The sequence below is a fragment of the Stenotrophomonas sp. YJH_SMC_29 genome, assembly GCF_059371235.1.
The window spans coordinates 1-24,571 of the sequence record NZ_JCAFUK010000017.1 but is presented as its reverse complement, the minus strand read 5'-3'; the positions used below and the strand labels follow the sequence as shown (position 1 = coordinate 24,571).

The following is a 24,571-nucleotide window of genomic DNA, read 5'->3' as shown; positions in this document are numbered from 1 at the left end:
CAAGGCCGCCGCGTGTCTTTCCCGGGGGGCTCCCGTATCCTTGCCGCATGCGCAAAGACCCTGTCGAGTGGATCCTGCGCGGCCTGTACTCGGTCGTGCTCTACATCCTGCTGCCGATCACCGTGTACCACCTGGTCTGGCGCGGCTTCCGGGTCCGTGAGTACTTCCGGCGCTGGGACGAACGCTATGCCTCCTATCCGCAGCCGACCGGCCAGCCGCGGGTGTGGCTGCACGCGGTCTCGGTGGGCGAGGTCAATGCCGCCGCGCCGCTGGTCAACGCACTGCGCCAGCAGCGCCCGGACATCCGCTGGGTCATCACCACCATCACCCCGACCGGCTCCGAGCGCGTGCGCGCGCTGTGGGGCGACGCGCTGGACCACGTCTACCTGCCATACGACGTGCCGGGCAGCGTCAACCGCTTCCTCGGCCATTTCCAGCCCAGCCTGGCGCTGATCCTGGAAACCGAACTGTGGCCGAACATGCTGTTCGGCTGCCGCGACCGCGGCATTCCGGTCTACATCCTCAATGCCCGCCTGTCCGCCCGCTCGCTGCGTGGCTACCGGCTGCTGGCGGCATTGATCCGCCGTGCGCTGCGCACCGTCACCTGCGTGGCGGCGCAGTCGCAGGACGATGCCGAGCGCTTCGTGCAGCTGGGGGCCGAGCCCCGCCAGGTGCAGGCCCTGGGCAACCTGAAGTTCGACATCGCCACGCCGGACGTGCAGGGCTTCGTCGAACAGTTCCATGCGCGGGTACCGGCCGCACGCCCGGTGTGGATCGCCGCCAGTACCCACGATGGCGAGGAGCAGGCGGTGATCGACCTGCACCGCCGCCTGCGCGCGCAGCATCCGGACCTGCTGCTGCTGTGGGCGCCGCGCCATCCCGAGCGGTTCCCCAAGGTGGAAGCGTTGGCGCGCGAACAGGGCTGGCGCGTGGCGACCCGCCGCGTGGACCAGTGGCCGCACGCGGCCACCGACGTGTTCGTCATCGATACGCTCGGCGAGCTGATGCCGTTCTATGCCTGCGCGCAGGTCGCCTTCGTCGGCGGCAGCCTGCAGGCCATCGGTGGCCACAACCTGCTGGAGCCCGCGGCGATGGGAACGGCGGCGGTGACGGGCCCACACCTGCACAACTTCGCGGAAATCTCCCGGCGCATGCGCGAGGCCGGCGCGCTGCTGATCGGCGAGGACGCGCAGGCGGTGGGCGATCTGCTGCAGCACCTGCTCGACGATGCGCAGGCGCGCGAAGACATGGCCCGCGCGGGCTGCACGCTGGTCAGCAATGGCCGGGGCGCGCTGCAGCGCACGCTGGCCCTGGTCGCGCCGCACCTGCCGCCGCCGCGCGGGTGATCCCGGCGCAGCGGCGTCGGCGCCGCTGCAAGCCATTGTCGTGATCAACTTCATCAATTCTGCTTAGCGACGATTTTTCTGTCGCTGCCGGACCGACCCCGCTGATGACAGCGTGCCTGCGATCACAACGCAGCGCGCACGGCACCGATTCCGATTCCGCAGGGCGACGCAGGCTGCCAGCCTGCTGTCGACCGCGCTTGGGCGGATATCAAGGGAACTTGCGATGGACGGCGACAGCGGCAGGGATGGCACCGGTGGGGCCCGGCTGGGAATGGACCATCTGGCGGTGGTGGCGCTGACGCTGCTGGTGGGGGGCAGCGTGATCGCGCTGGTGGGCCAGCACACGGCCGCACAGGCGGGCCCGGCCATCGTGCTGAGCCTGGTGCTGGCTGCATTGGGGGCCGGCCTGGTGCTGTGCTGCCTGCAGGAGCTGGTAGCGCGGTGGCCGGCGGCCGAGGGCCTGCACGGCTTGCTGGCCGCCAGCTGGGGCTCCCGCGTGGCGGGCGTGCTCGGCCTGGCCTTGCTGCTGGAACTGGTGGCAACCACGGCGGGGGTGACCCAATCGATGGTCCACCACGCGCATGCGGCGCTGGCTGCGGCAGGGCAGCAGGCCAGCGACCCGCTGCCGACGCTGGCGGCGGCAGGCGTGGGCCTGCTGCTGGCTGCACTGGCGCTGCTGCCGCCCCGGCGCGTGGCCCTGGTGGTGTGCGCCCTGCTGACGGTGAAGATCGGCGTGGGGTTGCTGCTGCTGGCCCTGGCGGCACGCCACGTGCACTACGCGCACTGGATTCCCTGGCTGCCACCGGCAACCGCCCCGTATCGGTTCGGGCTGGGCGGGGTGCTGGCGGCTGCGGTGCCGCTGCTGGGGATATTTGCCAGCGTCGGCCTGGCCCTGGGCTTTCCTGCGCTGCGCCGGCAGGGTGCGGCCTGGCAGCCGGCGTTGCTGGCGCTGGTCTCGTTGCTGGCGATGCTGCTGTTGATCGTGCTCGCGGCACTGCAGGCCGGGCTGGTCGAATTTTCCGCATTGGCCAGCTCCCGGCCACTGTCGGTGGCGTTGCAGGTGCATCCGCAGCTGCAATGGATGCAGCCGTTGCTGCCCCTGGGCGGTGCGGCGGGACTGGCGGCGCTGCTGCTGGTGCTGCTGATGCTGGCCGTGCGGCTGGCGACGTCGTTGTGGCCACGCCTGCCGGCCGCGGCAGGACGTCCGGGCGCGGGCCCGGTCACGGTGGCGATCGGCTTGCTGGTGGTGATGCTGGCGCTTTGGCTGCCCCCGGGCAGCCTGCCGGCGCTGCCGGGCAGCGCAACCCTGCTGGTGATGGCGGCCCTGTGCCTGGCGGTACTGCGGCCACGGACCGGAGCGCGGCAGGATGCCGCCGCGCGCGGGCTGCTGATGCCGTTGCTGGCGCCGCTGGCGGTCGCGCTGTGCCTGCTTGCAGCGCTGGAACGCCTGCGGGCGTGGCCGCTCTGACCGCCGCCGGGACCCTGCCGCGGCTGGGCGCGCACGGAAGCATGCCCACAAAAAAGCCACCCTCGCGGGTGGCTTCTTCGTTGCCGGCCAGGCGAAACCTCAGTGCGTGGTCGTGGCCGGGTTGCCTGCGTCCTGGGTCAGCAGCCGGTTGACGTCCTGCAGTTCGGCCACGTCCAGCGCACCCAGCGACTGGCTCAGCAGCAGGCGGTTCTGCAGGAAGGTGTAGCGGGCCTGCGCATAGTCCAGCTGCGCCGAGAACAGGATGCGCTGGTTCTGGATCACGTCCAGCACGGTACGGGTACCGACTTCCAGGCCAACCTGCGAGGCGTCATAGGCGCTCTGTGCCGAAACCACCGCCAGGCGGCGGGCTTCCACTTCGCTGATGCCCTGCACCAGGGTCTGGTACGCATTGCGGGTGTTGCGGTCCAGGGCGCGCTTCTGCTGCTCGTAGCCGTCCTGGGCGATGTCACGCTGGGCCAGTGCCTGGCGCACGCCGGACTGGGTGGCGCCACCGGCGAAGATCGGCACGCTCAGGGTCAGGCCGATGCTGTTGGTGCGGGCATCTGGCGACAGCGAGCCGGCGCCGGTGCTGTCACCCCACGTTGCACTCTTGCCCCAGCTGCCGCCCAGCGACAGGGTCGGGTAGTGGCCGCCTCGGGCGGCCTGCACGCCGGCTTCGGCGGCACTGACCTTCAGTTCCTGCGCCTTCAGCGCCGGATTCTGGGTGGTGGCCTGCTGCACCAGCTCATCGATGTTGCCGCGGTTGGCCGGCACTTCCGGGCGGAAGTCGGCCGGCAGCCCACGCAGGTTGGTCACCGGCTGGCCGGTCAGTTCGGTCAGGGCCTGGTAGTTATCGGCGAGGGTGTTCTGCGCAACGATGGTGTTGGCACGCGCCTGGTCGTACTGGGCGCGTGCTTCGTGCACGTCGGTGATCGGCGCCAGGCCCACTTCCAGGCGCTTGTCGGCGAAGTCGAACTGCTTCTTCGCGGCCGCTTCGTTGGTCTGTGCGGCGTTCAGCGATTCGATCGCCACCAGCACGTTGAAGTAGGCCGCCGAGGTGCGCACGATCAGGCTGTCGTTGGCCGAATCGAGGGTGAAATCCGCCGCCTTGCTCAGCTCACGCTGCGAGCGCAGGTTGTTGATCTGGGTCCAGTTGAACAGCGTCTGGCTGCCGTCGATCGTGTAGGTGCGGCGCTTGTTGGTGAACGAGCCGGAATTGGCGTCCGCGTTCGGCTCGCTGCGCGTGCGGTTCAGCGTGGCCTGGCCGTTGATCTGCGGCAGCAGGGCGGCACGCGCCTGCACGGCGCCTTCCTTGTCGTACAGCCGGGTCGATTCGGCGGCCGACAGCTGCGGATCGCCATTGCGGGCCATTTCGTAGACCTGCAGCAGGTCGGCGGCATGGGCGGACAACGGCAGCAGGGCAGTGGCCAGCGCAACAGCGAGGGATCGGCGGATCATTGCGGCTTCCTTGGACTCAGAGGTGGAACTGGGGGGCCGGGGCGGCACCACGCAGGTAATCGATATCGGTCTCGAACAGGGACTCGCTGCTGCCGTCGGCCTTGACCAGCAGGGCCTCCATCGCCGGCGAACGGCCGTGGATCACGAACAGCCGACCGCCCGGACGCAGCCACGAAGCGAACTGTGACGGCACCACGTCGACCGCACCAGTGACACAGATCACGTCAAAGCGGCGTTCGGTCTGCCAGGACAGGGCGTCGGCCACTTCCACACGGACATTGGTGCCCAAGCCGGAGGCGTCCAGGCGCGCGCGCGCGGCGGCGGCCAGCTCCGGGTCGATTTCCAGGCTCAGCACGTCGCGCGCCAGCGCGCCGATGCAGGCCGACAGGAAGCCGCTGCCGGTGCCGATTTCCAGCACTTCGTCACCCGGCTGCAGGTCCAGCGCCTGCAGGGTACGGCCCTCGATGACCGGCTTCATCATCTTCTGGCCGTTGCCGATCGGCAGTTCGACATCGGCATAGGCCAGTGCCCGGTGCGCGTCGGCGACAAAGGCCTCGCGCGGCAGGCGGGCCAGGACGTCGAGCACCTTGATGTCCAGCACGTCCCAGGGACGGATCTGCTGTTCCACCATCAGTTCGCGGGCGTGGGCGTAATCAATCGTCATGAGGTTCAAATCCAGCGCAGTGGGCCGGCCATTTTACCGGTGCCGGAGGCCGGCGGCGCGCCCAGAGCATCAGCTGCCGGGGGGCCGGGGTCGCAGTGCCGGAAGTCATCGCGACCTCCGGTTCATTCAGGTTTGCCGTTTCAGCCGGTTCCGGCCCCTCGCGGCGCATACGCGCGCAGGAAGAAGTCGACGCTGGCGGTGACGTGGACCAGAGGGTCGCACTCCACCGGTGACAGTGGCATGCCGCACATCATATGCATGTGCACTTCGCCCTTGACCAGGGTCAGGAACTGTTCGCCCGCCAGTGCATAGTCGGCGATCTCCAGTTCGCCACGCTCGGCGCGCGCGCGAAGGAAGTCCGCCAGGGCCTCGCAGGTACGCTCCGGGCCGGCTTTCCAGAACAGCTCGCGCAGGCGCTCGTCGGTCTCCGGCGACATCATCATGCGCTGGATCGAGATCGCCGCGTCGGAGGTGATCAGCTGGAAGAACGCCAGGCCGATGCCGATCAGCTGGTCGCGCAGCGGGCCATCCGCATCGGCCACGAACAGCGCGTCGGGCAGCATTTCAATGCACTTGGACTGCACGGCCTCGGAGAACAGGGTCTCCTTGTCGCCGAAATGGCTGTACACGGTCAGCTTCGAGACACCGGCCTGGGCGGCGATGGTGTCCATGCTCACGCCGGTATAGCCCTGTTCGATGAACAGGGCCTTGGCGGCATCCAGGATCGCTGCGCGCTTGCCGAGGTCCTTGGGACGCCCGGGTCCGGCGGCCTTGGCAGCAGGCTTGGCCGACGGCTTTCGGGAAGTGGGAGAACTCATCGCGCTAATACTAGACCAAGCGGTTCGATATTTATACTATACCGGCCGGTTTATTAAATTGGGCCGGCAGTCGCGGCTCCCCCTTAGTTGCAACCCTGCGTTTTCAGGACGTTGACCGATGAAGATCGTGCGCTGGATGGGCGGTATGGTGTGGGTGGCTGCGCTGGCAGCCTGTTCTGGGCAGGAACAGGCGCCACAGGCGGCCGTGCCGGTGCTGGTGGTCCATCCCGGGGAGCAGGCCGGGCAGGCGCCGGCGGCGTTCCCTGGAACGGTACGTGCGCGGCAGGAGAGCCCCTTGTCGTTCCGCGTCGGCGGCAACCTGGTCAAGCGCCACGTCGATGCCGGGCAACGGGTAAAGAAGGGCGATGTGCTGGCCGAGCTGGACGTGGCCGACTTCGCGCTGCAGGCCCGTGCCTCGCAGGCACAGCTGGCTGCGGCCGAAGCCGATCTGGTGCGTGCCCGTGATGACCTCAAGCGCTACCAGGTGCTGGCCGACCAGCAACTGGTCAGCCGCTCGCAGCTGGACCAGCAGTCGGCTGCGTTCAAGGCCGCGCAGGGCCAGGCCAACGCCGCCCGCGCCAACCTCGATGTGCTGCGCAACCAGGCCGGCTACGCGCAGCTGCGCGCCCCGGCCGACGGCGTGATCGCCAGCCGCGAGGCCGAAGCCGGGCAAGTGGTGTCGGCGGGCCAGACCATCTTCAACCTGGCCGCCGATGGTGCACGCGAAGTGCTGATCGACCTGCCCGAGGCCACTCTCCGTGACTACGCGGTCGGCCAGCCGGTCGAGGTGGAATTGTGGAACCGCCCGGGCCAGCGCCTGCCGGGCACGATCCGCGAGATCGCGGCCGCCGCCGATCCGCAGGCCCGCACCTATGCGACCCGGGTCAGCCTGGCGGCCGATGCGCTGGCCGATGTCGAACTGGGCCAGAGCGCGCGCGTGTACAGCAGCGCCGGCCGCCACGGCACCCTGCAGCTGCCGCTGGGCGCGCTGCAGCGCGGTGCCAATGGTGCTGCCAGCGTGTGGGTGGTCGATCCGGCCAACAGCACGTTGAAGGCCGCCGCGGTCACCACCGGTGCCTACGGCAGCGAGACGGTGCCGGTGCTGTCCGGCGTGGGGGCCGGTGACTGGGTGGTCGCCGCAGGCGGCCACCTGCTGCGTGCCGGCCAGCCGGTGATCGCCGTGGACCGGCAGAACCGGCCGGTGCTGAAGCCGGCCACGCCGGCCGCTGCCGCCAAGGCCAGGGAGTAAGCCGGTGCGCCGCTTCAATCTTTCCGAGTGGGCGTTGTCCAACCGCCCGCTGGTGCTGTTCGCGATGCTGGCCTTCGCGCTGATCGGCGCGTGGTCGTACAAGCATCTGGGCCAGTCCGAGGACCCGCCATTCACGTTCAAGGCGATGGTGGTGCGCACGCTGTGGCCGGGCGCCACCGCCGAACAGGTCTCGCGCCAGGTGACCGAGCCGATCGAGAAGGCGCTGATGAACACCGGCGAGTACGAGTTCATCCGCTCGTATTCGCGCCCGGGCGAATCGCAGGTCATCTTCATGGCGCGCGACAGCCTGCGTTCCAGGCAGATCCCGGACCTGTGGTACCAGGTGCGCAAGCGCGTGGGTGACATTCGTCCGACGCTACCGCGCGAGATCGTCGGCCCGTTCTTCAACGATGAGTTCGGCGACACCTACGGCAACATCTACGCCTTGACCGGCAAGGGCTTCGACTACGCGGTGATGCGCGACTACGCCGACCGCATCCAGCTGGAACTGCAGCGCGTGCCCGACGTCGGCAAGATCGACCTGGTCGGCCTGCAGGACGAGAAGGTCTGGATCGAGCTGTCCAACACCCGACTGGCGACACTGGGCGTGTCGATGCAGCAGGTGCAGCAGGCACTGGCCGACCAGAACGCGGTCACCGGCACCAGCTTCTTCGAGACCGCCACCGACCGCGTGCAGCTGCGCGTGACCGGCCAGTTCAACGACATCGACGCGATCCGGCAGTTCCCGATCCGTGCTGGCGACCGCACCGTGCACCTGGGTGACATCGCCGAGGTCAAGCGCGGCTTCGCCGATCCGGCGTCGCCGAAGATGCGCTTCATGGGCGAAGAGGCGATCGGCCTTGCGGTGGCGATGAAGGATGGCGGTGACATCCTCAAGCTCGGTGCCAACCTTGATGCCGAGTTCCAACGGCTGCAGAAGACCCTGCCGGCCGGCATGCAGCTGCGCAAGGTCTCCGACCAGCCGCAATCGGTGGAAGAGTCGGTCGGCGAGTTCGTGCAGGTGCTGACCGAGGCGGTGGTGATCGTGCTGCTGGTCAGCTTCTTCTCGCTGGGCCTGCGTACCGGCCTGGTGGTGGGCGTCACCATTCCGCTGGTGCTGGCGATGACCTTCTTCGTCATGCACTACTTCGACATCGGCCTGCACAAGATCTCGCTGGGCGCGCTGGTGCTGGCGCTGGGCCTGCTGGTGGACGATGCGATCATCGCGGTGGAGATGATGGCCACCAAGATGGAGCAGGGCTTCGATCGCCTGCGTGCGGCCAGTTTCGCCTGGGAATCCACGGCGTTCCCGATGTTGACCGGCACCCTGATCACCGCGGCCGGCTTCCTGCCGATCGCCACGGCGGCATCGAGTACCGGTGAATACACCCGTTCGCTGTTCCAGGTGGTGACCATCGCGCTGGTGGTGTCGTGGATCGCTGCGGTGCTGTTCATCCCGTACCTGGGCGACAAGATGCTGCCGGACCTGTTCAACCCGCAGCCGCCGAAGCCCGGCAGCCTGTCCGCGCGCTGGCGGGCCAGGCGCCAGCAGTGGGCCGATCGCTATCCGGCGCTGGCCAACCTGATCGCACCGCCCCAGCACGGGCATGACCACGATCCCTACCAGCGCCCGTTCTACCGCAGCTTCCGTCGCTTCCTCGACGCCTGCCTGCGCCGCCGCTGGTGGGTGATCGCCGCAACCATCGCCCTGTTCGTGTTCTCGCTGATGATGTTCCGCTTCGTGCCGCAGCAGTTCTTCCCGGATTCGACCCGGCCGGAGCTGATGGTGGACATCGAGCTGGCCGAGGGCGCATCGCTGCGTTCGACCCAGGCCCAGGCCGAGAAGCTGGAGAAGCTGCTGTCCGGCCGCGAGGGCATCGCCAACTACGTGTCCTACGTGGGCACCGGTTCGCCGCGCTTCTACCTGCCGCTGGACCAGCAGCTGCCGGCGACCAACTTCGCCCAGTTCGTGGTGCTGGCCAAGGACATCAAATCGCGTGAAAGCACCCGTGACTGGCTGCTGCACGAAGTGATCCCGAAGTTCCCGGATGTGCAGATGCGCGTGACCCGGCTGGAGAACGGCCCGCCGGTCGGCTACCCGGTGCAGATGCGCATCTCCGGCGAGCACATCGAGAAGGTGCAGGCGATCGCGCGCCAGGTCGAGGCCAAGGTGCGTGAGAACCCGCACGTGATGAACGTGAACCTGGACTGGAGCGAGCCGAGCAAGGTGGTGCGGCTGGTGATCGACCAGGAGCGGGCCCGCGCGCTGGGCGTGAGCAGTGCTCAGGTCAGCCAGTTCCTGGCCAGTTCGCTGGCAGGCCAGTCGGTGAGCGTGTATCGCGAAGGCAACCGCCAGATCGAGATGCTGCTGCGCGGGCCGGCCGATGAGCGCAACCAGCTGGAACTGCTGTCCAGCCTGTCGATGCCGACCGCCAATGGCGGCAGCATCACGCTCTCGCAGGTGGCGACGATGGAGTACGGTTTCGAGGACGGCATCATCTGGCACCGCAACCGGTTGCCGACCGTGACCGTGCGCGCCGACATCAGCGATGGCATGCAGGCGCTGGACGTGGTGCACCAGATCGTGCCCACGCTGGACGGCATCCGCGCCGAGCTGCCCAGCGGCTACCTGCTGGAAACCGGCGGTACCGTGGAGGATTCGGCGCGTGGCCAGAACTCGATCAAGGCCGGCATGCCGCTGTTCCTGGTGGTGGTGGCCACGCTGCTGATGCTGCAGCTGCGCAGCTTCTCGCGAGCAGCGATGGTGCTGGTGACCGCACCGCTGGGCATCATCGGTGCGACCCTGTTCCTGCTGCTGTTCCGCGCGCCGTTCGGCTTCGTGGCGCTGCTGGGCACGATCGCCCTGGCCGGCATGATCATGCGCAACTCGGTGATCCTGATCGACCAGATCCAGCAGGACATCGATGCCGGGCACGACCGCTGGCATTCGATCATCGATGCCACGGTGCGCCGCTTCCGCCCGATCGTGCTGACCGCGCTGGCGGCGGTGCTGGCGATGATTCCGCTGTCGCGCAGTGCGTTCTACGGCTCGATGGCGATCTCGATCATGGGCGGCCTGATCGTCGGCACGGTGCTGACGCTGGTGTTCCTGCCGGCGCTGTATGCGGCGTGGTTCCGGGTGAAGCCGGACGAATCCGGGGCGTAATGCCCCGGGTTCTGCGGCCGCGGCCCTTGGTAGGTGCCAACCCTGGTTGGCACATCTCCCAGTAGAGCCACCCCATGGGTGGCTGCTGATTTCCAGACTCCGTCATCCACGCATGGCGTGGATCTACCGCAGCGGGTCTTTGCCCTGGTGGGTGCAGACCTTGGTTGGCACTGACGCATGCATCCACGCATGGCGTGGATCTACTGCAGCTGCAGGCCGGTCCGTAGCACCGGCAGCAGCCACTCGACGAACACCTGCACGCGTAGTGCGCGGTGTTGCCGGTGCGGTTGCAGCAGGGTCACCGGCAGCGGTTGCGCCACGTACTGCGGCATGACCTCCACCAGGGCGCCGGATTGCAGCTCGGCCTGCACGTCATAGCGCGGAATCTGCAGCAGCCCCAGCCCGGCCACGCAACATGCAATCGATGCCTCGGCGCTGTTCACCCGCACCCAGCCGGGCATCGGCAGCGTGCGCAGCTGGACGCCATCCTGCCATTCCCACGGTTCCACCCGTGCCGTGGTCGGCGACGCATAGTTCACCGCGCGGTGCTGCTGCAGGTCGGCAGGATGCTGCGGAACACCGTGCTGGCGCAGGTAGGCGGGCGCGGCCACGTTGACGAAGTCGAGCTGGCCCAGCGTGCGCGCCACCAGGCTGGAATCGCCCAGCTGGCCGACCCGCAGCACGGCATCGCAGCCGTCTTCGATCAGGTTCACCGCGCGATCGGTCATGCCCAGGTCCACTTCCACCTGCGGATGGCGCGCGAAGAAGTCGGGCAGGGCCGGGGCGATGATGCGGCGGCCGATGCGGCTGGGCACGTCGATCTTCAGCAAGCCCATCGGCTGCGCGTCGTCCTGGCGGAACAGCGATTCGGCGTCCTCAACCTCGGCGATCAGGCGCAGGCAGCGCGCATGGAACACGTCGCCGTCGTGGGTGGTGGACACCCGGCGGGTCGAGCGCTGCAGCAGGCGGGTGCCGAGCCGCTGCTCCAGCTCCGCAATCGCCGCCGAAACGGTGGAGCGGGGCAGGCCGAGCTGGTCGGCGGCGCGGGTGAAGCTGGCGCACTCCACAACCCGGGTGAAGATGCGGAAGCGGTCGATCCGGTCCATTGGTCGCGGGCTCTGGAAAGTTAAGTCAATGCGGCGGGCTTTATCCGCATTTTCTGCACGATATCGTCGTCAGGGCAGGGTTGCCACCCCGGGCCACCCTCCTCCCGAGACACACGCCATGACCGACCATTCCCTGAAGGGCAAGACCGTGCTGATCGCCGGTGGCGCCAAGAACCTGGGCGGACTGATCGCCCGCGACTTCGCCCGCCAGGGCGCCAAAGCCATCGTCATCCACTACAACAGCGCCGCCAGCCAGGCCGACGCCGAAGCGACCGTTGCCGCCGTGCAGGCTGCCGGCAGCAAAGCGGTGGCGCTGCAGGGCGACCTGACGACGGCGGCAGCGATGGAGCGCCTGTTCGCCGAGGCCGTGGCAGCGGTCGGACGTCCCGACATCGCCATCAATACGGTCGGCAAGGTGCTGAAGAAGCCGCTGCTGGACATCAGCGAAGCGGAGTATGACGAGATGAGCGCGGTCAACGCCAAGGCCGCATTCTTCTTCCTGAAGGAGGCCGGCCGTCATGTCAACGACGGCGGCCGCATCTGCACTCTGGTCACCTCGCTGCTGGGTGCGTTCACGCCGTTCTATTCCAGCTATGCCGGCACCAAGGCGCCGGTCGAGCATTTCACTCGCGCGGCGTCGAAGGAGTTCGGTGAGCGCGGCATCTCGGTGACCGCGATCGGCCCCGGTCCGATGGACACGCCGTTCTTCTATCCGGCCGAGAGTGCCGACGCGCAGGCGTATCACAAGACCGCCGCCGCGCTGTCGGCGTTCACCCGTACCGGGCTGACCGACATCGCCGACATCGTGCCGTGGATCCGCTTCCTGGTCACCGATGGCTGGTGGATGACCGGTCAGACCATCCTGGTCAATGGCGGTTACACCACCAAATAACGCAGCCATGCAGGGCCTGGCCGCGGCATATCTGTAGCGTCGAGCCATGCCCGACTGCTGTTGCATGAGTCGAGCACGGTTTGACGCTACAGGTATTACCGGATGGGTCAGCCCAGCTTCGCCAGCACCGCATCGGTCGCGGCGGCGGTGCTCACTGCCTGACCCTTGGCCGCCAGATCGGCGGTGAACACACCCTCGTCCAGCACGGCATGCACGGCCGCTTCCACCGCCGCAGCCTCGGCGTCGAGCCCCAGCGAATGGCGCAGCAGCATCGCGGCGCTGAAGATCGTCGCGTACGGGTTGGCGATGCCCTTGCCGGCGATATCCGGCGCCGAACCATGGATCGGTTCGTAGATGCCGACCGCACCCGGCTCGCCCAGCGAGGCCGACGGCAGCAGGCCCAGCGAACCGGCCAGCATCGAAGCTTCGTCGGTGAGGATGTCGCCGAACATGTTCTCGGTGACGATCACGTCGTACTCGCGCGGCTTGGCCAGCAGGTGCATGGCCATCGAATCGACCAGCTGGTGCTCCAGCGCCACGTCCGGGAACTCCTCGCGGCCGATGCGCGCGGCCACGTCACGCCACAGGCGCGAGGTTTCCAGCACGTTGGCCTTGTCCACCGAGGTGACCTTGCCGCGGCGCTGCTGGGCCAGGCGGAAGGCGCTGCGCAGCACGCGCTCGATCTCGGCCACGGTGTAGCGGCACAGGTCGCTGGCGCTGTCGGCGTCGCGGGTCTTGTCGCCGAAGTAGATGCCGCCGGTCAGTTCGCGCACCACCACGAAGTCAACGCCCTGCAGCAGTTCGGCCTTGATCGGCGAGGCGTGCAGCGCGGCGTCGTGGGTACGCACCGGGCGCAGGTTGGCGTACAGGCCCAGCGCCTTGCGGATCGCCAGCAGGCCCTGTTCCGGGCGCACCTTGGCATTGGGGTCGGACCACTTCGGGCCGCCGACCGCACCCAGCAGCACCGCATGGGCGGCCTGGCACGCAGCCAGCGTCGACGCCGGCAGCGGTTCGCCGTGGCGGTCGATGGCGATGCCACCAATGTCGTGCTCGCTGAAGGTGAAGGTGTGGTTGAAGCGCGTGGCAACCGCCTTCAGGACGGCAACGGCCGCAGCGGCCACTTCCGGGCCGATGCCATCGCCGGGCAGGACAACAATTTCAGCGTGCATGCTCACTCTCGTAGCGTTCGATTTCAGGGACACGGCCCAACAGATACCCCAACTGGTCGACGCCTTCCAGCAGGCAGGTCTGCGAGAAGCCATCCAGCGGGAAGGAATAGATGCGGCCGTCAGGCGTGCGCAGCTCGCGCGCGGCCACGTCGATGGTCAGCTCGTCGTCGGGGCGCTGCATCAGCGCCTGCACGTCGGCTTCGTCGAGCACGATCGGCAGCAGGCCGTTCTTCAGTGAATTGCCGCGGAAGATGTCGGCGATTTCGCTGCTGACAATGGCGCGCAGGCCCAGGTCGGTCAGCGCCCAGGGGGCATGCTCACGCGACGAGCCGCAGCCGAAGTTGCGCCCCGCCAGCAGGATGCTGCGGCCGGCGTTGTGCGGCTGGTTGAAGGCGAAGTCGGCCACCGGCGAACCGTCGGCCTGCCAGCGCCAGTCATTGAACGCGTTGCGGCCCAGGCCGGCGCGTTCGGTGGTGGACAGGAACCGCGCCGGGATGATCTGGTCGGTGTCGATGTTGGTCTGGCGCAGCACTACGCTGGCCGAGGTCAAGGTACGGAAACCGGCCATTACGCCACCTCCTGTGCGAACAGTTCGCGGGTATCGGCGACGTGCCCGTTCACCGCGGCCCACGCCGCGCTCATCGGCGAGGCCAGCAGCGTGCGCGAACCGGGGCCCTGGCGGCCTTCGAAATTGCGGTTGCTGGTGCTCACAGCCAGCTGGCCGGGCGCCACCAGGTCGCCGTTCATGGCGATGCACATCGAGCAGCCCGGCTCGCGCCACTCGGCACCGGCGGCGCGTACGATCTCGTCGATGCCTTCGGCTTCAGCTTCGCGCTTGACGATCTCCGAGCCCGGCACCACCAGCATGCGTACCCGCTCGGCGACACGACGGCCACGCAGCACCTGCGCGACTTCGCGCATGTCGCTCAGGCGACCGTTGGTGCAGGAACCGACGAACACCACGTCCACCGGCGTACCGGCCAGCGCCCTGCCGGGCTGGAAGTGCATGTAGTCCAGGCCCTTCTGTGCGGCGGCATCGTTGGCTGCCGGGATCGGCGCATCGACCGCGATGGCGGTACCTGGATGGGTGCCCCAGGTCAGGGTCGGGCGGATGTCGGCCGCGTCGATGTGCACTTCGCTGTCGAAGCGTGCACCCTCATCACTGCGCAGCTGCTGCCAGCGCGACACCGCGGCCTCGAAGTCGGCGCCCTTGGGGCCGCGCGGCGTGTTGGCGACGAAGTCGAAGGTGACCTGGTCCGGCGCCACCATGCCGGCGCGTGCACCGGCCTCGATCGACATGTTGCACAGGGTCATGCGCTGTTCCATGTCCATCGCTTCGATGGTGCTGCCACGGAACTCGATCACATGGCCGGTGCCGCCGTTGACGCCGATCACGCCGATGATGTGCAGCACCACGTCCTTGGCGCCGACCCCCGGCGCCAGCGCACCGTCAACGGTGATTGCCAGGGTCTTGGCCTTGCGCTGCAGCAGGCACTGGGTGGCCAGCACGTGGCCGACTTCGCTGGTGCCGATGCCGAACGCCAGCGAACCGAACGCGCCGTGGGTGGAGGTGTGGCTGTCGCCGCAGACGATGGTCATGCCGGGCTGGGTGAAACCCTGTTCCGGCGCGATCACGTGGACGATGCCGCGGTTGTCAGAAGCCATGTCGAACAGTTCGATGCCGTACTCGGCACAGTTGCGCGCCAGAGTGGCGACCTGTGCTTCGGCAGCGGCGCTGGCGTAGGGCAGCGAGCCGTCGGCGGCGGCAGGCAACGTCGGCGTGGAATGGTCCATCGTGGCCTTGGTGCGATCCGGGCGGCGCGGCGACAGGCCACGCGCGCGCAGCTCGGTGAACGCCTGCGGTGAGGTCACCTCGTGGATCAGGTGCAGGTCGATGTACAGCACGGCGGGCGCGCTGTCGGATTCGGGGACGACCACGTGGGCGTCCCACAGTTTGTCGTACAGGGTGCGGGGTGCGGAGGTCATGCGTATGCCTGGCAGAAGTACGAAGGAGCGGACATCGGGAATGTAGATGAAAGAGGCCGGTCAGCGGCGGCGTGCGAGCACGCGCAGCCGGACGTAGTCGGCCAGCGGCTGGCCGGCGGCATTGCGCGGCAGGTCGGCCAGCAGCGCGCTGGCGGCTTCGCGCACGGTCGAGCGGGCCTCGGCCGGCAGATCGTCGAGCAGCGGCGCAGCGAAAACCCGCAGCCAGCCGGCCACGCCGGTTGGCAGCGCGGTCGGGCGCGGCGTGCATTCGATCAGCTGCACGTGGAAGCCATGCTGGCGCAGGCGGTCGGCGTAGGCGTCGGCCGTGGGGAAGTACCACTGGAACGTGCTGGCACCGTGGCCATGCGCTGCACGCGCGGCCTGCACTGCGGCGATGATCGTGGCCACATTGCCATGGCCGCCGAACTCGGCGACGAAGCGCCCGCCGGGGCGCAGCGCGCGGCGCACGCCTTCCAGCACGCGGTCCGGCGTGGTCATCCAATGCAGTGCGGCATTGCTGAACACGGCATCGAATTCGCCGTCGAAGGACAGCGCGTGCCCATCCATCACCTGGGCGTCGACACCGCGGGCACGGGCGGCGATGACCAGTTCCGGCGAGGCATCCACGCCGTGGATGCGGGCGCCGCTGAGGGCCAGCTCGGTGCTGAGCACGCCATCGCCACAGCCCAGGTCGAGGATGCGTTCACCGGCGCGCGGGTCGAGCAGGCGCGATACCGCGCCACCCAGCAGCGGCACGAAGCCGGCATCGATCGCATAGTCCTGGGCGTTCCACTGCTGGCCAGCGGCGCTGGCCGGGGTGGGGGTGTCGAAGGCGCTCATGGTGGGTTCCTCAGGCGGTGGCGGAAGCGGGAACGTCGGTGCCGCTGTGGGTGGCGGCCTGGCGCTGGCGCAGCAGGCGGTTGGCCACGTCCAGCCACGCCAGTGCGGAGGCCTCGATGATGTCCTTGCTGGTACCGGTGCCGTCGTACTCCACGCCTTCGTGGCGCACGCTCAGATTGGCTTCACCGCGCGCGTCGGCGCCGATGCCGACGCTGTGCACGTGGTAGCTGTCCAGCATCAGCTGCACGCCGGTCGCGGCCGACAGTGCGCCGAACAGCGCATCGACCGGGCCATCGCCCTGCGCGGTCTCAGCCACGCGATTGCCGTCCGGGTCGGACAGTTCGACCAGCGCGTTGGCGCGGCTGCCGACATCGCTGATGGTCATCGAGGCCAGCCGGTAGCCCTGTGCGTTGGAGCCACCCTGCATCAGCGCCTGCAGGTCGGCGTCGGTCACCACGCGCTGCTGTTCGCACAGGCCCTTGAACTGCTCGAACACCAGCTTCAGTTCGTCTTCGTCCAGCCAGAAGCCCAGCGCACGCAGGCGCGCTTCGACGGCGGCGCGGCCGCTGTGGCGGCCCAGCACCATCTGCGAATCCTCCCAGCCGACGTCTTCCGGACGCATGATTTCGTAGGTGCCGCGGTGGCGCAGCATGCCGTGCTGGTGGATACCCGATTCGTGGGCGAACGCATTGGCGCCGACGATGGCCTTGTTGCGCTGCACCGGCATGCCGACCAGGCGCTGCAGCAGCTGCGAGGTGCCAACGATGCGCGGCGTGTTGATCGAACTGTCCTGTTCGTAGAAGGCCTGGCGCACCTTCAGCACCATCGCGATTTCTTCCAGCGAACAGTTGCCTGCACGTTCGCCGATGCCATTGATGGTGCACTCGACCTGGCGTGCGCCGCCTTCGATGGCAGCCAGCGAGTTGGCCACGGCCAGGCCCAGGTCATTGTGGCAGTGCGCGCTGAAGATCACATTGGCGGCGTTCGGCACGTCGGCGACGCCAGCGATGACCTGCTGGAACATCGCGCGGATCTCTTCCGGCGTGGTGAAGCCGACGGTGTCGGGCAGGTTGATGGTGGTGGCGCCGGCGGCAATGGCCACGCGCGAGACTTCGATCAGGTAGTCCAGCTCGGTGCGGGTGGCATCCTCGGCCGAGAATTCGACATCGTCGATGTACGAGCGTGCCAGCGATACATGCTTGCGTACCGACTCCAATACCTGCTCACGGGTCATCCGCAGCTTGTGCTCGCGGTGCAGCGGGCTGGTCGACAGGAACACGTGCAGGCGCGGGTTGGCCGCCGCTTCCAGTGCACGTGCGGAGGTCTCGATATCGGCCTGCAGGCAGCGCGACAGCACCGCCAGGCTCAGGCCCGGGCGGCGCAGTTCGCGGCCGATCAGGGCCATCGCCTCGCGGTCGGACTGCGAGCTGGCCGGGAAGCCGGTCTCGATGATGTCCACGCCCAGTTCGTCCAGCGCACGCGCCATCACCAGCTTCTGCGGCGGGCTCATGCTGCAGCCGGGGGACTGCTCGCCGTCACGCAGGGTGGTGTCGAAGATGCGGATGCGCGGGGTGGTAATTCGTTCGATGGTGGTCACAGGGAAATCTCCTCGACAGCGGGTGCGACGGCTTGCAGGGGGGAAGGGGAAGAGGCGGGGGAGGCGAGGGCGCTGGCCTTGCCGGGCGAGCGCGGTGTTTCGCTGCGCCGTCGCCGAGGCTTGCGCGGCGGGCGCGGACGGATGTCGGTGAGCAGGCCGGCCAGGACACCAGCATCGATGTTGCCGCCGGACACCACCGCGCACTTGCGGCGGCCGGCCACGCGGCGGCCTGCGGCCAGCGCCAGCGCGCCGGCGCCCTCGGCGATGATGTGTTCTTCCAGTGCCAGCCGGACCAGGGTTTCGCGCAGCTCGGCCTCGCGCACGATCACCACGTCATCCAGCAGCGAGGTGCACAGGCGGCGGGTGAGGAAGCCGGGAATCTTGACCCGCACGCCGTCGGCCAGCGAGGCGACGGGGGCGATCTCGCGCACGTCGCCGCGGATCGCGCGCGCCATCGAATCAACGCCTTCCACCTGCGCGCCGACCACGCGCACGCCCTGTGATTTCAGCGCCAGTGCAACGCCGGAAGCCAGCCCGCCGCCACCGATCGGCACGATCACCACGTCCGGCGCGTGCGCGGCCAGCTCGATGCCGACGGTGCCCTGGCCGGCGATCACGTCGGCGTCGTCGAAAGCGGACAGGAAGCGGTAACCGTGGCGCTGCGCCAGTTCGACGGCGAAGGCGTAGGCCTCGTCGTAGCTGGTGCCATGCTGGCGCACGGTGGCGCCCCAGTGGGCGACGCCGGCGATCTTGGTGGCCGGTGCGCCATGCGGCATCACGGTGATGGCCGGCACGTCCAGGCGGTAGGCGGCCCATGCCACGCCCTGGGCGTGGTTGCCGGCCGAGGCGCAGATCACCGGCCGGGTGTCACCGCGCTCGCGGCCGGCCAGCAGCGCGTTCAGGGCGCCGCGTACCTTGTAGGAACCGGTGCGCTGCAGGTTCTCCAGCTTCAGCCAGGTGCCGAAGCGCTCGGCATGGTGCAGCGGGGTGGGCGGCAGGAAGCGGCGCAGGCGGGCCTGCGCTGCCAGGACGTCGGCAACGCTTACGTCGCCGACATCGCTTTCCTGGTTGGTGTCAGCGGCCGGCATGGGCCACCAGCGCGGTGCGGAGGACCGCCGCATGCGGGCACGGACGACGAAGAAGACGCCTCCGTACCGGCACCGTGGTCGCTACGGTACGGGTGTTCATGGGGCTGCTCCTTCCACGGCCGTGACCTGCACGGACACGCAGTCGTAGATCTTCTCGATCTGGCGGCACAGCGTTTCCGCCGGGCGCTGGCCATCCACCACCAGCTGCAGGTGCCAGCGGCCATCGTCGGCGGCCACCGGCGCACCGCTGATCGCGCGCGGCGCGAAGCCGCGGCGTTCGGCCATGCCGATCACGCGCAGCAGCGCGCCTTCGGCCGGGTGCAGCACCAGGTCAAGCCGGTAGTGCATTGGGGGTCTCCTGGCGGGCGTGGGCGGGGTTGCTTTCCAGCATCGTGCTGTTGGCGGTGTTCGGCGGCACCAGCGGCCACACGTTGGCGCGCGCATCGATGGCCACGTGCAGCAGCGCCGGGCCCGGCTCGGCCAGCAGCGCGGCCAGGCCGCCCTCGACGTCGTCGCGTGCGTCGATGCGGGTCGCGGCGATGCCGAACACCTGCGCCAGCGCGACGAAGTCGGGGTTGTCGGACAGGTCGATCTCGCTGTAGCGCTCGGCGAAGAACAGCTCCTGCCACTGCCGCACCATGCCCAGCGAACTGTTGTCCAGCAGCACGATCTTCACCGGCAGGCGGCAGCGCGCGATGGTGGCCAGCTCCTGCACGTTCATCATGAAGCTGCCATCGCCGGACACCAGCACCACGGTACGTTCCGGGCACGCAAACTGCGCGCCCATCGCCGCTGGCAGGCCAAAGCCCATGGTGCCCAGCGCGCCACTGGTCAGGTGGTTGCGCGGGTGGTTGAAGCGGCAGTGCTGCGCGACCCACATCTGGTGCTGGCCGACGTCGCAGGCGATCACCGCATCGGCCGGCGCCAGTTCGCTCAGCCGCTTCAGCAGTGCCGGGGCGTAGATGTGCTGGCCCGGTGCGTCGTAGCGCGCGGCGAAGCGATCGCGGTGCTGTGCACAGCGCTTGCGCCAGGCATCCTGATGGGCCTTCGGGGAGGGGAAGGCCGCACGCAGGGCACGGATGGCATGGCCGACGTTGCCGGGCACGGCGATATCGGCGCTGCGCAGCTTGGAGATCTCGTAGGCGTCGGCATCGATATGGACGACGCGGGCGAACGGTGCGAATTCGGCCAGCTTGCCAGTGGCACGGTCATCGAAGCGTGCGCCCAGCACCAGCAGCAGGTCGCTTTCCTGCACCGCCATGTTGGCCGCGCGGGTACCGTGCATGCCCAGCATGCCCAGCGACTGCGGATGGCTGGCCGGCAGCGCGCCCAGCCCGCGCAGCGTCATCACGGTGGGGATGGCGCTGGCTTCGACGAAGTCGCGCAGGTCCTGCACCGCATCGCCCAGTGCGATGCCGCCACCGGCATAGACCACCGGCTTCTCGGCCGCGGCCAGCGCGGCAATGGCCTCGGCGATGGCGGCCTCGGCCGGTGCCGGCGGCGGTTCGACGCCGCTGGGCACATGTGCCGGCAGATGGCTGGCATCGGCCAACTGCACGTCCTTGGGCAGGTCGATCAGCACCGGGCCGGGGCGACCCTCACGGGCAATGCGGAACGCATCGGCCACCACGCGCGGCAGGTCATCGACGCTGCGCACCAGCCAGCTGTGCTTGACGATGGGCATCGTCAGGCCGAACACATCCAGTTCCTGGAAGGCGTCGGTGCCCAGCAGCGGCGTGCCGACCTGGCCGGTGATGCAGACCATCGGTACCGAATCCAGCATCGCATCGGCAATGCCGGTCACCAGGTTGGAGGCGCCCGGGCCGGAGGTGGCCACGCAGACGCCGACCTGGCCACTGGCGCGGGCGAAGCCATTCGCCGCCAGTGCGGCACCCTGCTCGTGGCGCACCAGGATGTGCTTCAGCGACGAATCCACCAGCGCGTCGTAGAACGGCATGATGGTGCCGCCGGGATAGCCGAACAGCGTGCGGACGCCTTCGGCTTCCAGCGCCTGGGTCAGCCAGCGCGCGCCGTTGGGCGGCGCGCTGCGGTGTGTGGAAGAGTTCATGGGGGAACCTTGCAAAGCGGGTGGGGGAGGGCCGCGCGGTTACGCGGCCTGTCCTTGCAACCAGACCATCTTGGCGCGCAGTTCCTTGCCCACCTTCTCGATCGGGTGCTCCAGGTCGGCCTGCTTGAACCGGTTGTAGTTCGGCAGGCCCGCTTCGTACTCGGCCACCCAGTTCTTGGTGAAGGTGCCGTCCTGGATGTCCTTCAGCACTTCCTTCATGCGCGCCTTGGTGCCGGCGTCGATCACCCGCGGGCCGCTGACGTAGTCGCCGTACTGCGCGGTTTCAGAGATGAATTCCAGCATGCGCGAGATGCCACCTTCGTAGAACAGGTCGACGATCAGTTTCAGTTCGTGCAGCACTTCGTAGTAGGCGATCTCCGGCTGGTAGCCCGCTTCCACCAGGGTCTCGAAACCGGCCTGCACCAGCGCCGAGGCGCCGCCGCACAGCACCGCCTGCTCGCCGAACAGGTCGGTCTCGGTCTCTTCCTTGAAGGTGGTCTGGATCAGGTTGGCGCGTGCACCGCCGAGGCCGGCCGCATAGGCCAGTGCGTACTCGGCGGCCTTGCCGCTCTTGTCCTGGTAGACCGCCCAGATGCAGGGCACGCCACGGCCGATCTCGTACTCGCGGCGCACCAGCGCGCCCGGGCCCTTGGGCGCAACCAGCACCACGTCCAGGTCCTCGCGCGGCCTGATCATGTCGAAGTGCACGTTCAGGCCGTGCGCGAACAACAGCACCGCACCCTGTTTCATGTTCGGCGCCAGCACGTCGTCGTAGAGCTTCTTCTGCACCATGTCCGGCGTCAGCACGGCGACCAGGTCGGCATCCTTCACCGCATCCGCCGGTGCTTTCACGGTGAAGCCATCGGCCTGTGCCTTGACCTCGGTCGGGCCGCCCGGACGCAGGCCTACCACCACGTCGAAGCCGGATTCGCGCAGGTTCAGTGCGTGGGCGCGGCCCTGGCTGCCGTAGCCGATGACGGCGATCTTGGTCTGGGGCAGGTCGTTGGTGCTCATGGGGGAGGTTCCTTGCGGTGGGAAGAAAAAAGAACGGCCGGTCGTCGAGGTGACGTACCGGCCGGTCAGGGGAAAGCGGTGGAGGAGGCACCATGCGCCGCACAGGCACAGCCACCACGAGGTGTCGTGGCGGTGCTGCTCCAGGTGTTGACGTTGGCGGTGTTCATGGTGGTTGCGTCTGAAACCAGGTCCTGAAATGAAAAAACCCGCACCGGGGCGGGTGCGGGTTTTGATGAGTTCCGGTGTATCTGCTGCTTACACGCTGGCTCGTCCCGCACCTGTTGGTTGGGTAATAAGTACGAGCACAAGAATCGAACGCAGCGAGGCGGCGCCGGTGGCGGCGGCTTCGATGTCGGTTCGCGGTGGCGTGTTGTGATGCAACATGTGATCGAGAGAAACACAGCCGTTTTGGCGGTGTCAACCCTCGCGGCAGAATTTTTCAAGGTTTCGGCTGCATCCGGCGCAATCGCTTGTGGCGCAAGGATGGTTGCCGCTGAAAGTGTTTCGGTGAACCCGAATTCACTCCTTTCAGGGCGGTTTTTGCGCGGAATGCGGCGGCTTTCTGCCTTGGTCTGCATCCACCCCGGGATCAACGTCCATGACCTCTGCCCGATACCGCAGGGAGGTCGCAGCGGCGAAGATCAGGGGATCACCCTTCCATCGGAACCCGACCGTGTCCCGACGCCTTGCCCGATCCCTGCTGGCCGCCGCCGTGCTGGCCGCCGTGCCCGCATTGTCCCTCGCCGCCGACCGCATCACCGGCCACACCTTCGCCACCCGTTCGGAGGTGATCGCCCCGCATGCGATGGCCGCCACCTCGCAGCCGCTGGCCACCCAGATCGCGCTGGACGTGATGAAGGGGGGCGGTTCGGCGGTGGACGCGGCGATCGCCGCCAACGCGGCGCTTGGCCTGATGGAGCCGACCGGCAATGGCATCGGCGGCGACCTGTTCGCCATCGTCTGGGACCCGAAGACACAGAAGCTCTATGGCTACAACGGATCGGGCCGCTCGCCGAAGTCGCTCACCCTGGCCGAGTTCCAGCGCCGTGGCCTGAAGGACATCCCGGCCACCGGCCCGTTGCCGGTGTCGGTGCCCGGTGCCGTCGACGGCTGGTTTGCCCTGCACGGCCGCTTCGGCCGCAAGCCGATGGCCGACAACCTGGCACCGGCCATCCGTTACGCCCGCGAAGGCCACCCGCTGGCCGAAGTGATCGCCTACTACTGGGACCGCTCGGTGCCGAAGCTGTCGCAGTACCCGGGCTTCAAGGAGCAGTTCACGATCAACGGCCACGCCCCGCGCAAGGGCGAGATGTGGAAGAACCCGAACCTGGCCAGCACGCTGCAGAAGATTGCCGATGGTGGGCGCGACGCCTTCTACAAGGGCGACATCGCCCGCACCATCGGCGATTACTTCAAGGCCAATGGCGGCTACCTGAGCTACCAGGACATGGCCGACCACCAGGGTGAATGGGTCGAGCCGGTCAGCAGCAACTACCGTGGCTACGACGTCTGGGAGCTGCCCCCGAACAGCCAGGGCATCGCTGCGCTGCAGATCCTCAACGTGCTGGAAGGCTACGATTTCTCGAAGATCCCGTTCGGCTCACCCGAGCACGTGCACCTGTTCGTTGAAGCGAAGAAGCTGGCCTTCGCCGACCGTGCGCGCTTCTATGCCGACATGGCGTTCCAGCCGGCGCCGGTGCAGAAGCTGATCTCCAAGGAATACGCCGCGCAGCGCCGCGCGCTGATCTCGATGGACAAGGCGTTGAAGGAAGTACAGCCGGGCACGCCGAAGCAGCTGGAGGAGGGCGACACGATCTACATGACCGTGGCCGACGCCGACGGCATGATGGTGTCACTGATCCAGTCCAACTACCGCGGCATGGGCAGCGGCATGGCGCCGCCAGGGCTGGGCTTCATCCTGCAGGATCGTGGCGAGATGTTCGTGCTGCAGAAGAACCATCCCAACGGCTATGCCCCGGGCAAGCGCCCGTTCCAGACCATCATCCCGGCCTTCATCACCAAGGGCGGCAAGCCGTATGCCAGCTTCGGCGTGATGGGGGGGGCGATGCAGCCGCAGGGACACGCGCAGATCGTGATGAACCTGGTCGACTTCGGCATGAACCTGCAGGAGGCCGGCGACGCACCGCGGATCCAGCATGAAGGTTCGACCGAGCCGACCGGGCAGGCCACGGCGATGACCGACGGTGGTGAAGTGAACCTGGAAACCGGCTTCCCGTATGAAACCGTGCGTGCGTTGATGCGCAAGGGGCATCGCATCGTGTTCGCCGATGGTCCGTATGGCGGGTACCAGGCGATCATGCGCGATCCGGAGACCGGGGTTTACTACGGGGCTTCGGAGAGCCGCAAGGATGGGCAGGCGGCGGGGTATTGAGGTTTCCCGGCCAACGGGCTGAGCCCCCTCTGCGGTGGGTTCAGAAGCGGAATAGCTTGTTGGGCCGGGTGGGTAGGCTGTTCGGGGGACGCCGCAAGTACGTCCTTGTAGGCTTGGCAGCCGCATCCATGCGGCTGACTGATCTGGCCCCCTGAAAACGGACGCCATGAAGCCGTTTCAGGCGGCAGTCCGGAGCTGCCGGGCGTAGTTGTTAGGCGAGTGGTAGCCCAGCGCCGAGTGTAGCCGGGCT

General features: G+C 68.2%; 20 protein-coding genes. 6 read left to right on the top strand and 14 right to left on the bottom strand.

From position 1 onward, the window contains the following. The first annotated feature begins 47 nt into the window (after positions 1-47). Together waaA and AC5P9I_RS16800 are read left to right on the top strand one after the other, a co-directional pair. The gene (gene waaA, locus AC5P9I_RS16805; protein WP_049469960.1) at positions 48-1,346 is read left to right on the top strand and encodes a lipid IV(A) 3-deoxy-D-manno-octulosonic acid transferase; all 1,299 of its coding nucleotides are present in this window, start codon (positions 48-50) and stop codon (positions 1,344-1,346) included. Between the two features lie 223 nt (positions 1,347-1,569). Further along, the gene (locus AC5P9I_RS16800; RefSeq protein ID WP_130768676.1) at positions 1,570-2,814 is read left to right on the top strand and encodes an amino acid transporter; all 1,245 of its coding nucleotides are present in this window, start codon (positions 1,570-1,572) and stop codon (positions 2,812-2,814) included. Between the two features lie 99 nt (positions 2,815-2,913). Here the strand turns inward: AC5P9I_RS16800 and AC5P9I_RS16795 are convergent, their stop codons facing one another. The 3 genes from AC5P9I_RS16795 to AC5P9I_RS16785 form a co-directional block, all read right to left on the bottom strand. Beyond that, entirely contained in the window at positions 2,914-4,272 is a 1,359-nt protein-coding gene (locus AC5P9I_RS16795) for a TolC family outer membrane protein (RefSeq protein WP_049469956.1), read from the bottom strand. A gap of 16 nt (positions 4,273-4,288) precedes the next feature. Next, positions 4,289-4,936, bottom strand: a complete 648-nt coding sequence (locus AC5P9I_RS16790) for a protein-L-isoaspartate O-methyltransferase family protein (RefSeq protein ID WP_049469955.1) — start codon at positions 4,934-4,936, stop codon at positions 4,289-4,291. A gap of 140 nt (positions 4,937-5,076) precedes the next feature. Beyond that, positions 5,077-5,754 (bottom strand): TetR/AcrR family transcriptional regulator, encoded by a 678-nt coding sequence (locus AC5P9I_RS16785; protein ID WP_049469953.1) that lies wholly within the window; start codon positions 5,752-5,754, stop codon positions 5,077-5,079. 118 nt (positions 5,755-5,872) lie between these two features. Here AC5P9I_RS16785 and AC5P9I_RS16780 point away from each other — a divergent pair, with 118 nt between their 5' ends. Both AC5P9I_RS16780 and AC5P9I_RS16775 read left to right on the top strand, forming a co-directional pair. Next, positions 5,873-7,003: an efflux RND transporter periplasmic adaptor subunit gene (locus tag AC5P9I_RS16780; RefSeq protein ID WP_049469951.1), complete on the top strand. Its 1,131-nt coding sequence runs from the start codon at positions 5,873-5,875 to the stop codon at positions 7,001-7,003. A gap of 4 nt (positions 7,004-7,007) precedes the next feature. Further along, positions 7,008-10,169 carry an efflux RND transporter permease subunit gene (locus tag AC5P9I_RS16775; protein ID WP_057494580.1) on the top strand — a complete coding sequence of 1,054 codons (3,162 nt, stop codon included), beginning with the start codon at positions 7,008-7,010 and terminating at the stop codon, positions 10,167-10,169. 200 nt (positions 10,170-10,369) lie between these two features. Here AC5P9I_RS16775 and AC5P9I_RS16770 read toward each other — a convergent pair whose 3' ends face one another. After that, a complete protein-coding gene (locus AC5P9I_RS16770; RefSeq protein WP_130768677.1) occupies positions 10,370-11,275 on the bottom strand; it encodes a LysR family transcriptional regulator in 906 nt (301 codons plus the stop codon). Positions 11,276-11,393: 118 nt separating this feature from the next. Here AC5P9I_RS16770 and AC5P9I_RS16765 point away from each other — a divergent pair, with 118 nt between their 5' ends. Then, on the top strand, positions 11,394-12,167 hold the full coding sequence (locus AC5P9I_RS16765) for an SDR family oxidoreductase (protein ID WP_049469943.1): 774 nt from the start codon (positions 11,394-11,396) through the stop codon (positions 12,165-12,167). A gap of 107 nt (positions 12,168-12,274) precedes the next feature. On the opposite strand, the gene leuB is transcribed toward AC5P9I_RS16765, so the two are convergent. The 10 genes from leuB to AC5P9I_RS16715 all read right to left on the bottom strand — a co-directional run bounded on the left by leuB (position 12,275) and on the right by AC5P9I_RS16715 (position 22,507). Further along, a complete protein-coding gene (gene leuB, locus AC5P9I_RS16760) occupies positions 12,275-13,336 on the bottom strand; it encodes a 3-isopropylmalate dehydrogenase (protein ID WP_049469939.1) in 1,062 nt (353 codons plus the stop codon). Next, the gene (gene leuD / locus AC5P9I_RS16755; RefSeq protein ID WP_053461336.1) at positions 13,326-13,904 is read right to left on the bottom strand and encodes a 3-isopropylmalate dehydratase small subunit; all 579 of its coding nucleotides are present in this window, start codon (positions 13,902-13,904) and stop codon (positions 13,326-13,328) included. The genes leuB and leuD overlap by 11 nt, the downstream gene beginning before the upstream one ends. Next, positions 13,904-15,322 carry a 3-isopropylmalate dehydratase large subunit gene (leuC, locus tag AC5P9I_RS16750; RefSeq protein ID WP_049469937.1) on the bottom strand — a complete coding sequence of 473 codons (1,419 nt, stop codon included), beginning with the start codon at positions 15,320-15,322 and terminating at the stop codon, positions 13,904-13,906. Before leuC ends, leuD begins: the two co-directional genes overlap by 1 nt. 60 nt (positions 15,323-15,382) lie before the next feature. Further along, the gene (locus AC5P9I_RS16745) at positions 15,383-16,162 is read right to left on the bottom strand and encodes a class I SAM-dependent methyltransferase (RefSeq protein WP_130768678.1); all 780 of its coding nucleotides are present in this window, start codon (positions 16,160-16,162) and stop codon (positions 15,383-15,385) included. Positions 16,163-16,172: 10 nt separating this feature from the next. Continuing rightward, entirely contained in the window at positions 16,173-17,759 is a 1,587-nt protein-coding gene (locus tag AC5P9I_RS16740; protein ID WP_130768679.1) for a 2-isopropylmalate synthase, read from the bottom strand. Then, positions 17,756-18,847: a threonine dehydratase gene (locus tag AC5P9I_RS16735; protein WP_053505753.1), complete on the bottom strand. Its 1,092-nt coding sequence runs from the start codon at positions 18,845-18,847 to the stop codon at positions 17,756-17,758. The genes AC5P9I_RS16740 and AC5P9I_RS16735 overlap by 4 nt, the downstream gene beginning before the upstream one ends. A 96-nt stretch (positions 18,848-18,943) precedes the next feature. Further along, a complete protein-coding gene (locus AC5P9I_RS16730) occupies positions 18,944-19,195 on the bottom strand; it encodes an ACT domain-containing protein (protein ID WP_049469921.1) in 252 nt (83 codons plus the stop codon). After that, a complete protein-coding gene (gene ilvG / locus AC5P9I_RS16725) occupies positions 19,179-20,915 on the bottom strand; it encodes an acetolactate synthase 2 catalytic subunit (RefSeq protein ID WP_057494572.1) in 1,737 nt (578 codons plus the stop codon). The genes AC5P9I_RS16730 and ilvG overlap by 17 nt, the downstream gene beginning before the upstream one ends. Positions 20,916-20,954: 39 nt before the next feature. Beyond that, the gene (gene ilvC, locus AC5P9I_RS16720) at positions 20,955-21,929 is read right to left on the bottom strand and encodes a ketol-acid reductoisomerase (protein WP_130768680.1); all 975 of its coding nucleotides are present in this window, start codon (positions 21,927-21,929) and stop codon (positions 20,955-20,957) included. Positions 21,930-21,994: 65 nt separating this feature from the next. Beyond that, positions 21,995-22,507: a hypothetical protein gene (locus AC5P9I_RS16715; protein ID WP_130768681.1), complete on the bottom strand. Its 513-nt coding sequence runs from the start codon at positions 22,505-22,507 to the stop codon at positions 21,995-21,997. Between the two features lie 95 nt (positions 22,508-22,602). On the opposite strand from AC5P9I_RS16715, the gene ggt reads away from it, so the two are divergent. Beyond that, entirely contained in the window at positions 22,603-24,321 is a 1,719-nt protein-coding gene (gene ggt / locus AC5P9I_RS16710) for a gamma-glutamyltransferase (protein ID WP_130768682.1), read from the top strand. The last annotated feature ends 250 nt before the right edge of the window (positions 24,322-24,571 follow it).

Bases quoted from the DNA above. Each gene is read 5' to 3' on its own strand.
- waaA (WP_049469960.1), top strand. From the start codon at position 48: ATGCGCAAAGACCCTGTCGAGTGGATCCTGCGCGGCCTGTACTCGGTC.
- AC5P9I_RS16800 (WP_130768676.1), top strand. From the start codon at position 1,570: ATGGACGGCGACAGCGGCAGGGATGGCACCGGTGGGGCCCGGCTGGGA.
- AC5P9I_RS16795 (WP_049469956.1), bottom strand. From the start codon at position 4,272: ATGATCCGCCGATCCCTCGCTGTTGCGCTGGCCACTGCCCTGCTGCCG.
- AC5P9I_RS16790 (WP_049469955.1), bottom strand. From the start codon at position 4,936: ATGACGATTGATTACGCCCACGCCCGCGAACTGATGGTGGAACAGCAG.
- AC5P9I_RS16785 (WP_049469953.1), bottom strand. From the start codon at position 5,754: ATGAGTTCTCCCACTTCCCGAAAGCCGTCGGCCAAGCCTGCTGCCAAG.
- AC5P9I_RS16780 (WP_049469951.1), top strand. From the start codon at position 5,873: ATGAAGATCGTGCGCTGGATGGGCGGTATGGTGTGGGTGGCTGCGCTG.
- AC5P9I_RS16770 (WP_130768677.1), bottom strand. From the start codon at position 11,275: ATGGACCGGATCGACCGCTTCCGCATCTTCACCCGGGTTGTGGAGTGC.
- AC5P9I_RS16765 (WP_049469943.1), top strand. From the start codon at position 11,394: ATGACCGACCATTCCCTGAAGGGCAAGACCGTGCTGATCGCCGGTGGC.
- leuB (WP_049469939.1), bottom strand. From the start codon at position 13,336: ATGCACGCTGAAATTGTTGTCCTGCCCGGCGATGGCATCGGCCCGGAA.
- leuD (WP_053461336.1), bottom strand. From the start codon at position 13,904: ATGGCCGGTTTCCGTACCTTGACCTCGGCCAGCGTAGTGCTGCGCCAG.
- leuC (WP_049469937.1), bottom strand. From the start codon at position 15,322: ATGACCTCCGCACCCCGCACCCTGTACGACAAACTGTGGGACGCCCAC.
- AC5P9I_RS16745 (WP_130768678.1), bottom strand. From the start codon at position 16,162: ATGAGCGCCTTCGACACCCCCACCCCGGCCAGCGCCGCTGGCCAGCAG.
- AC5P9I_RS16735 (WP_053505753.1), bottom strand. From the start codon at position 18,847: ATGCCGGCCGCTGACACCAACCAGGAAAGCGATGTCGGCGACGTAAGC.
- AC5P9I_RS16730 (WP_049469921.1), bottom strand. From the start codon at position 19,195: ATGCACTACCGGCTTGACCTGGTGCTGCACCCGGCCGAAGGCGCGCTG.
- ilvG (WP_057494572.1), bottom strand. From the start codon at position 20,915: ATGAACTCTTCCACACACCGCAGCGCGCCGCCCAACGGCGCGCGCTGG.
- ilvC (WP_130768680.1), bottom strand. From the start codon at position 21,929: ATGAGCACCAACGACCTGCCCCAGACCAAGATCGCCGTCATCGGCTAC.
- AC5P9I_RS16715 (WP_130768681.1), bottom strand. From the start codon at position 22,507: ATGCAGACCAAGGCAGAAAGCCGCCGCATTCCGCGCAAAAACCGCCCT.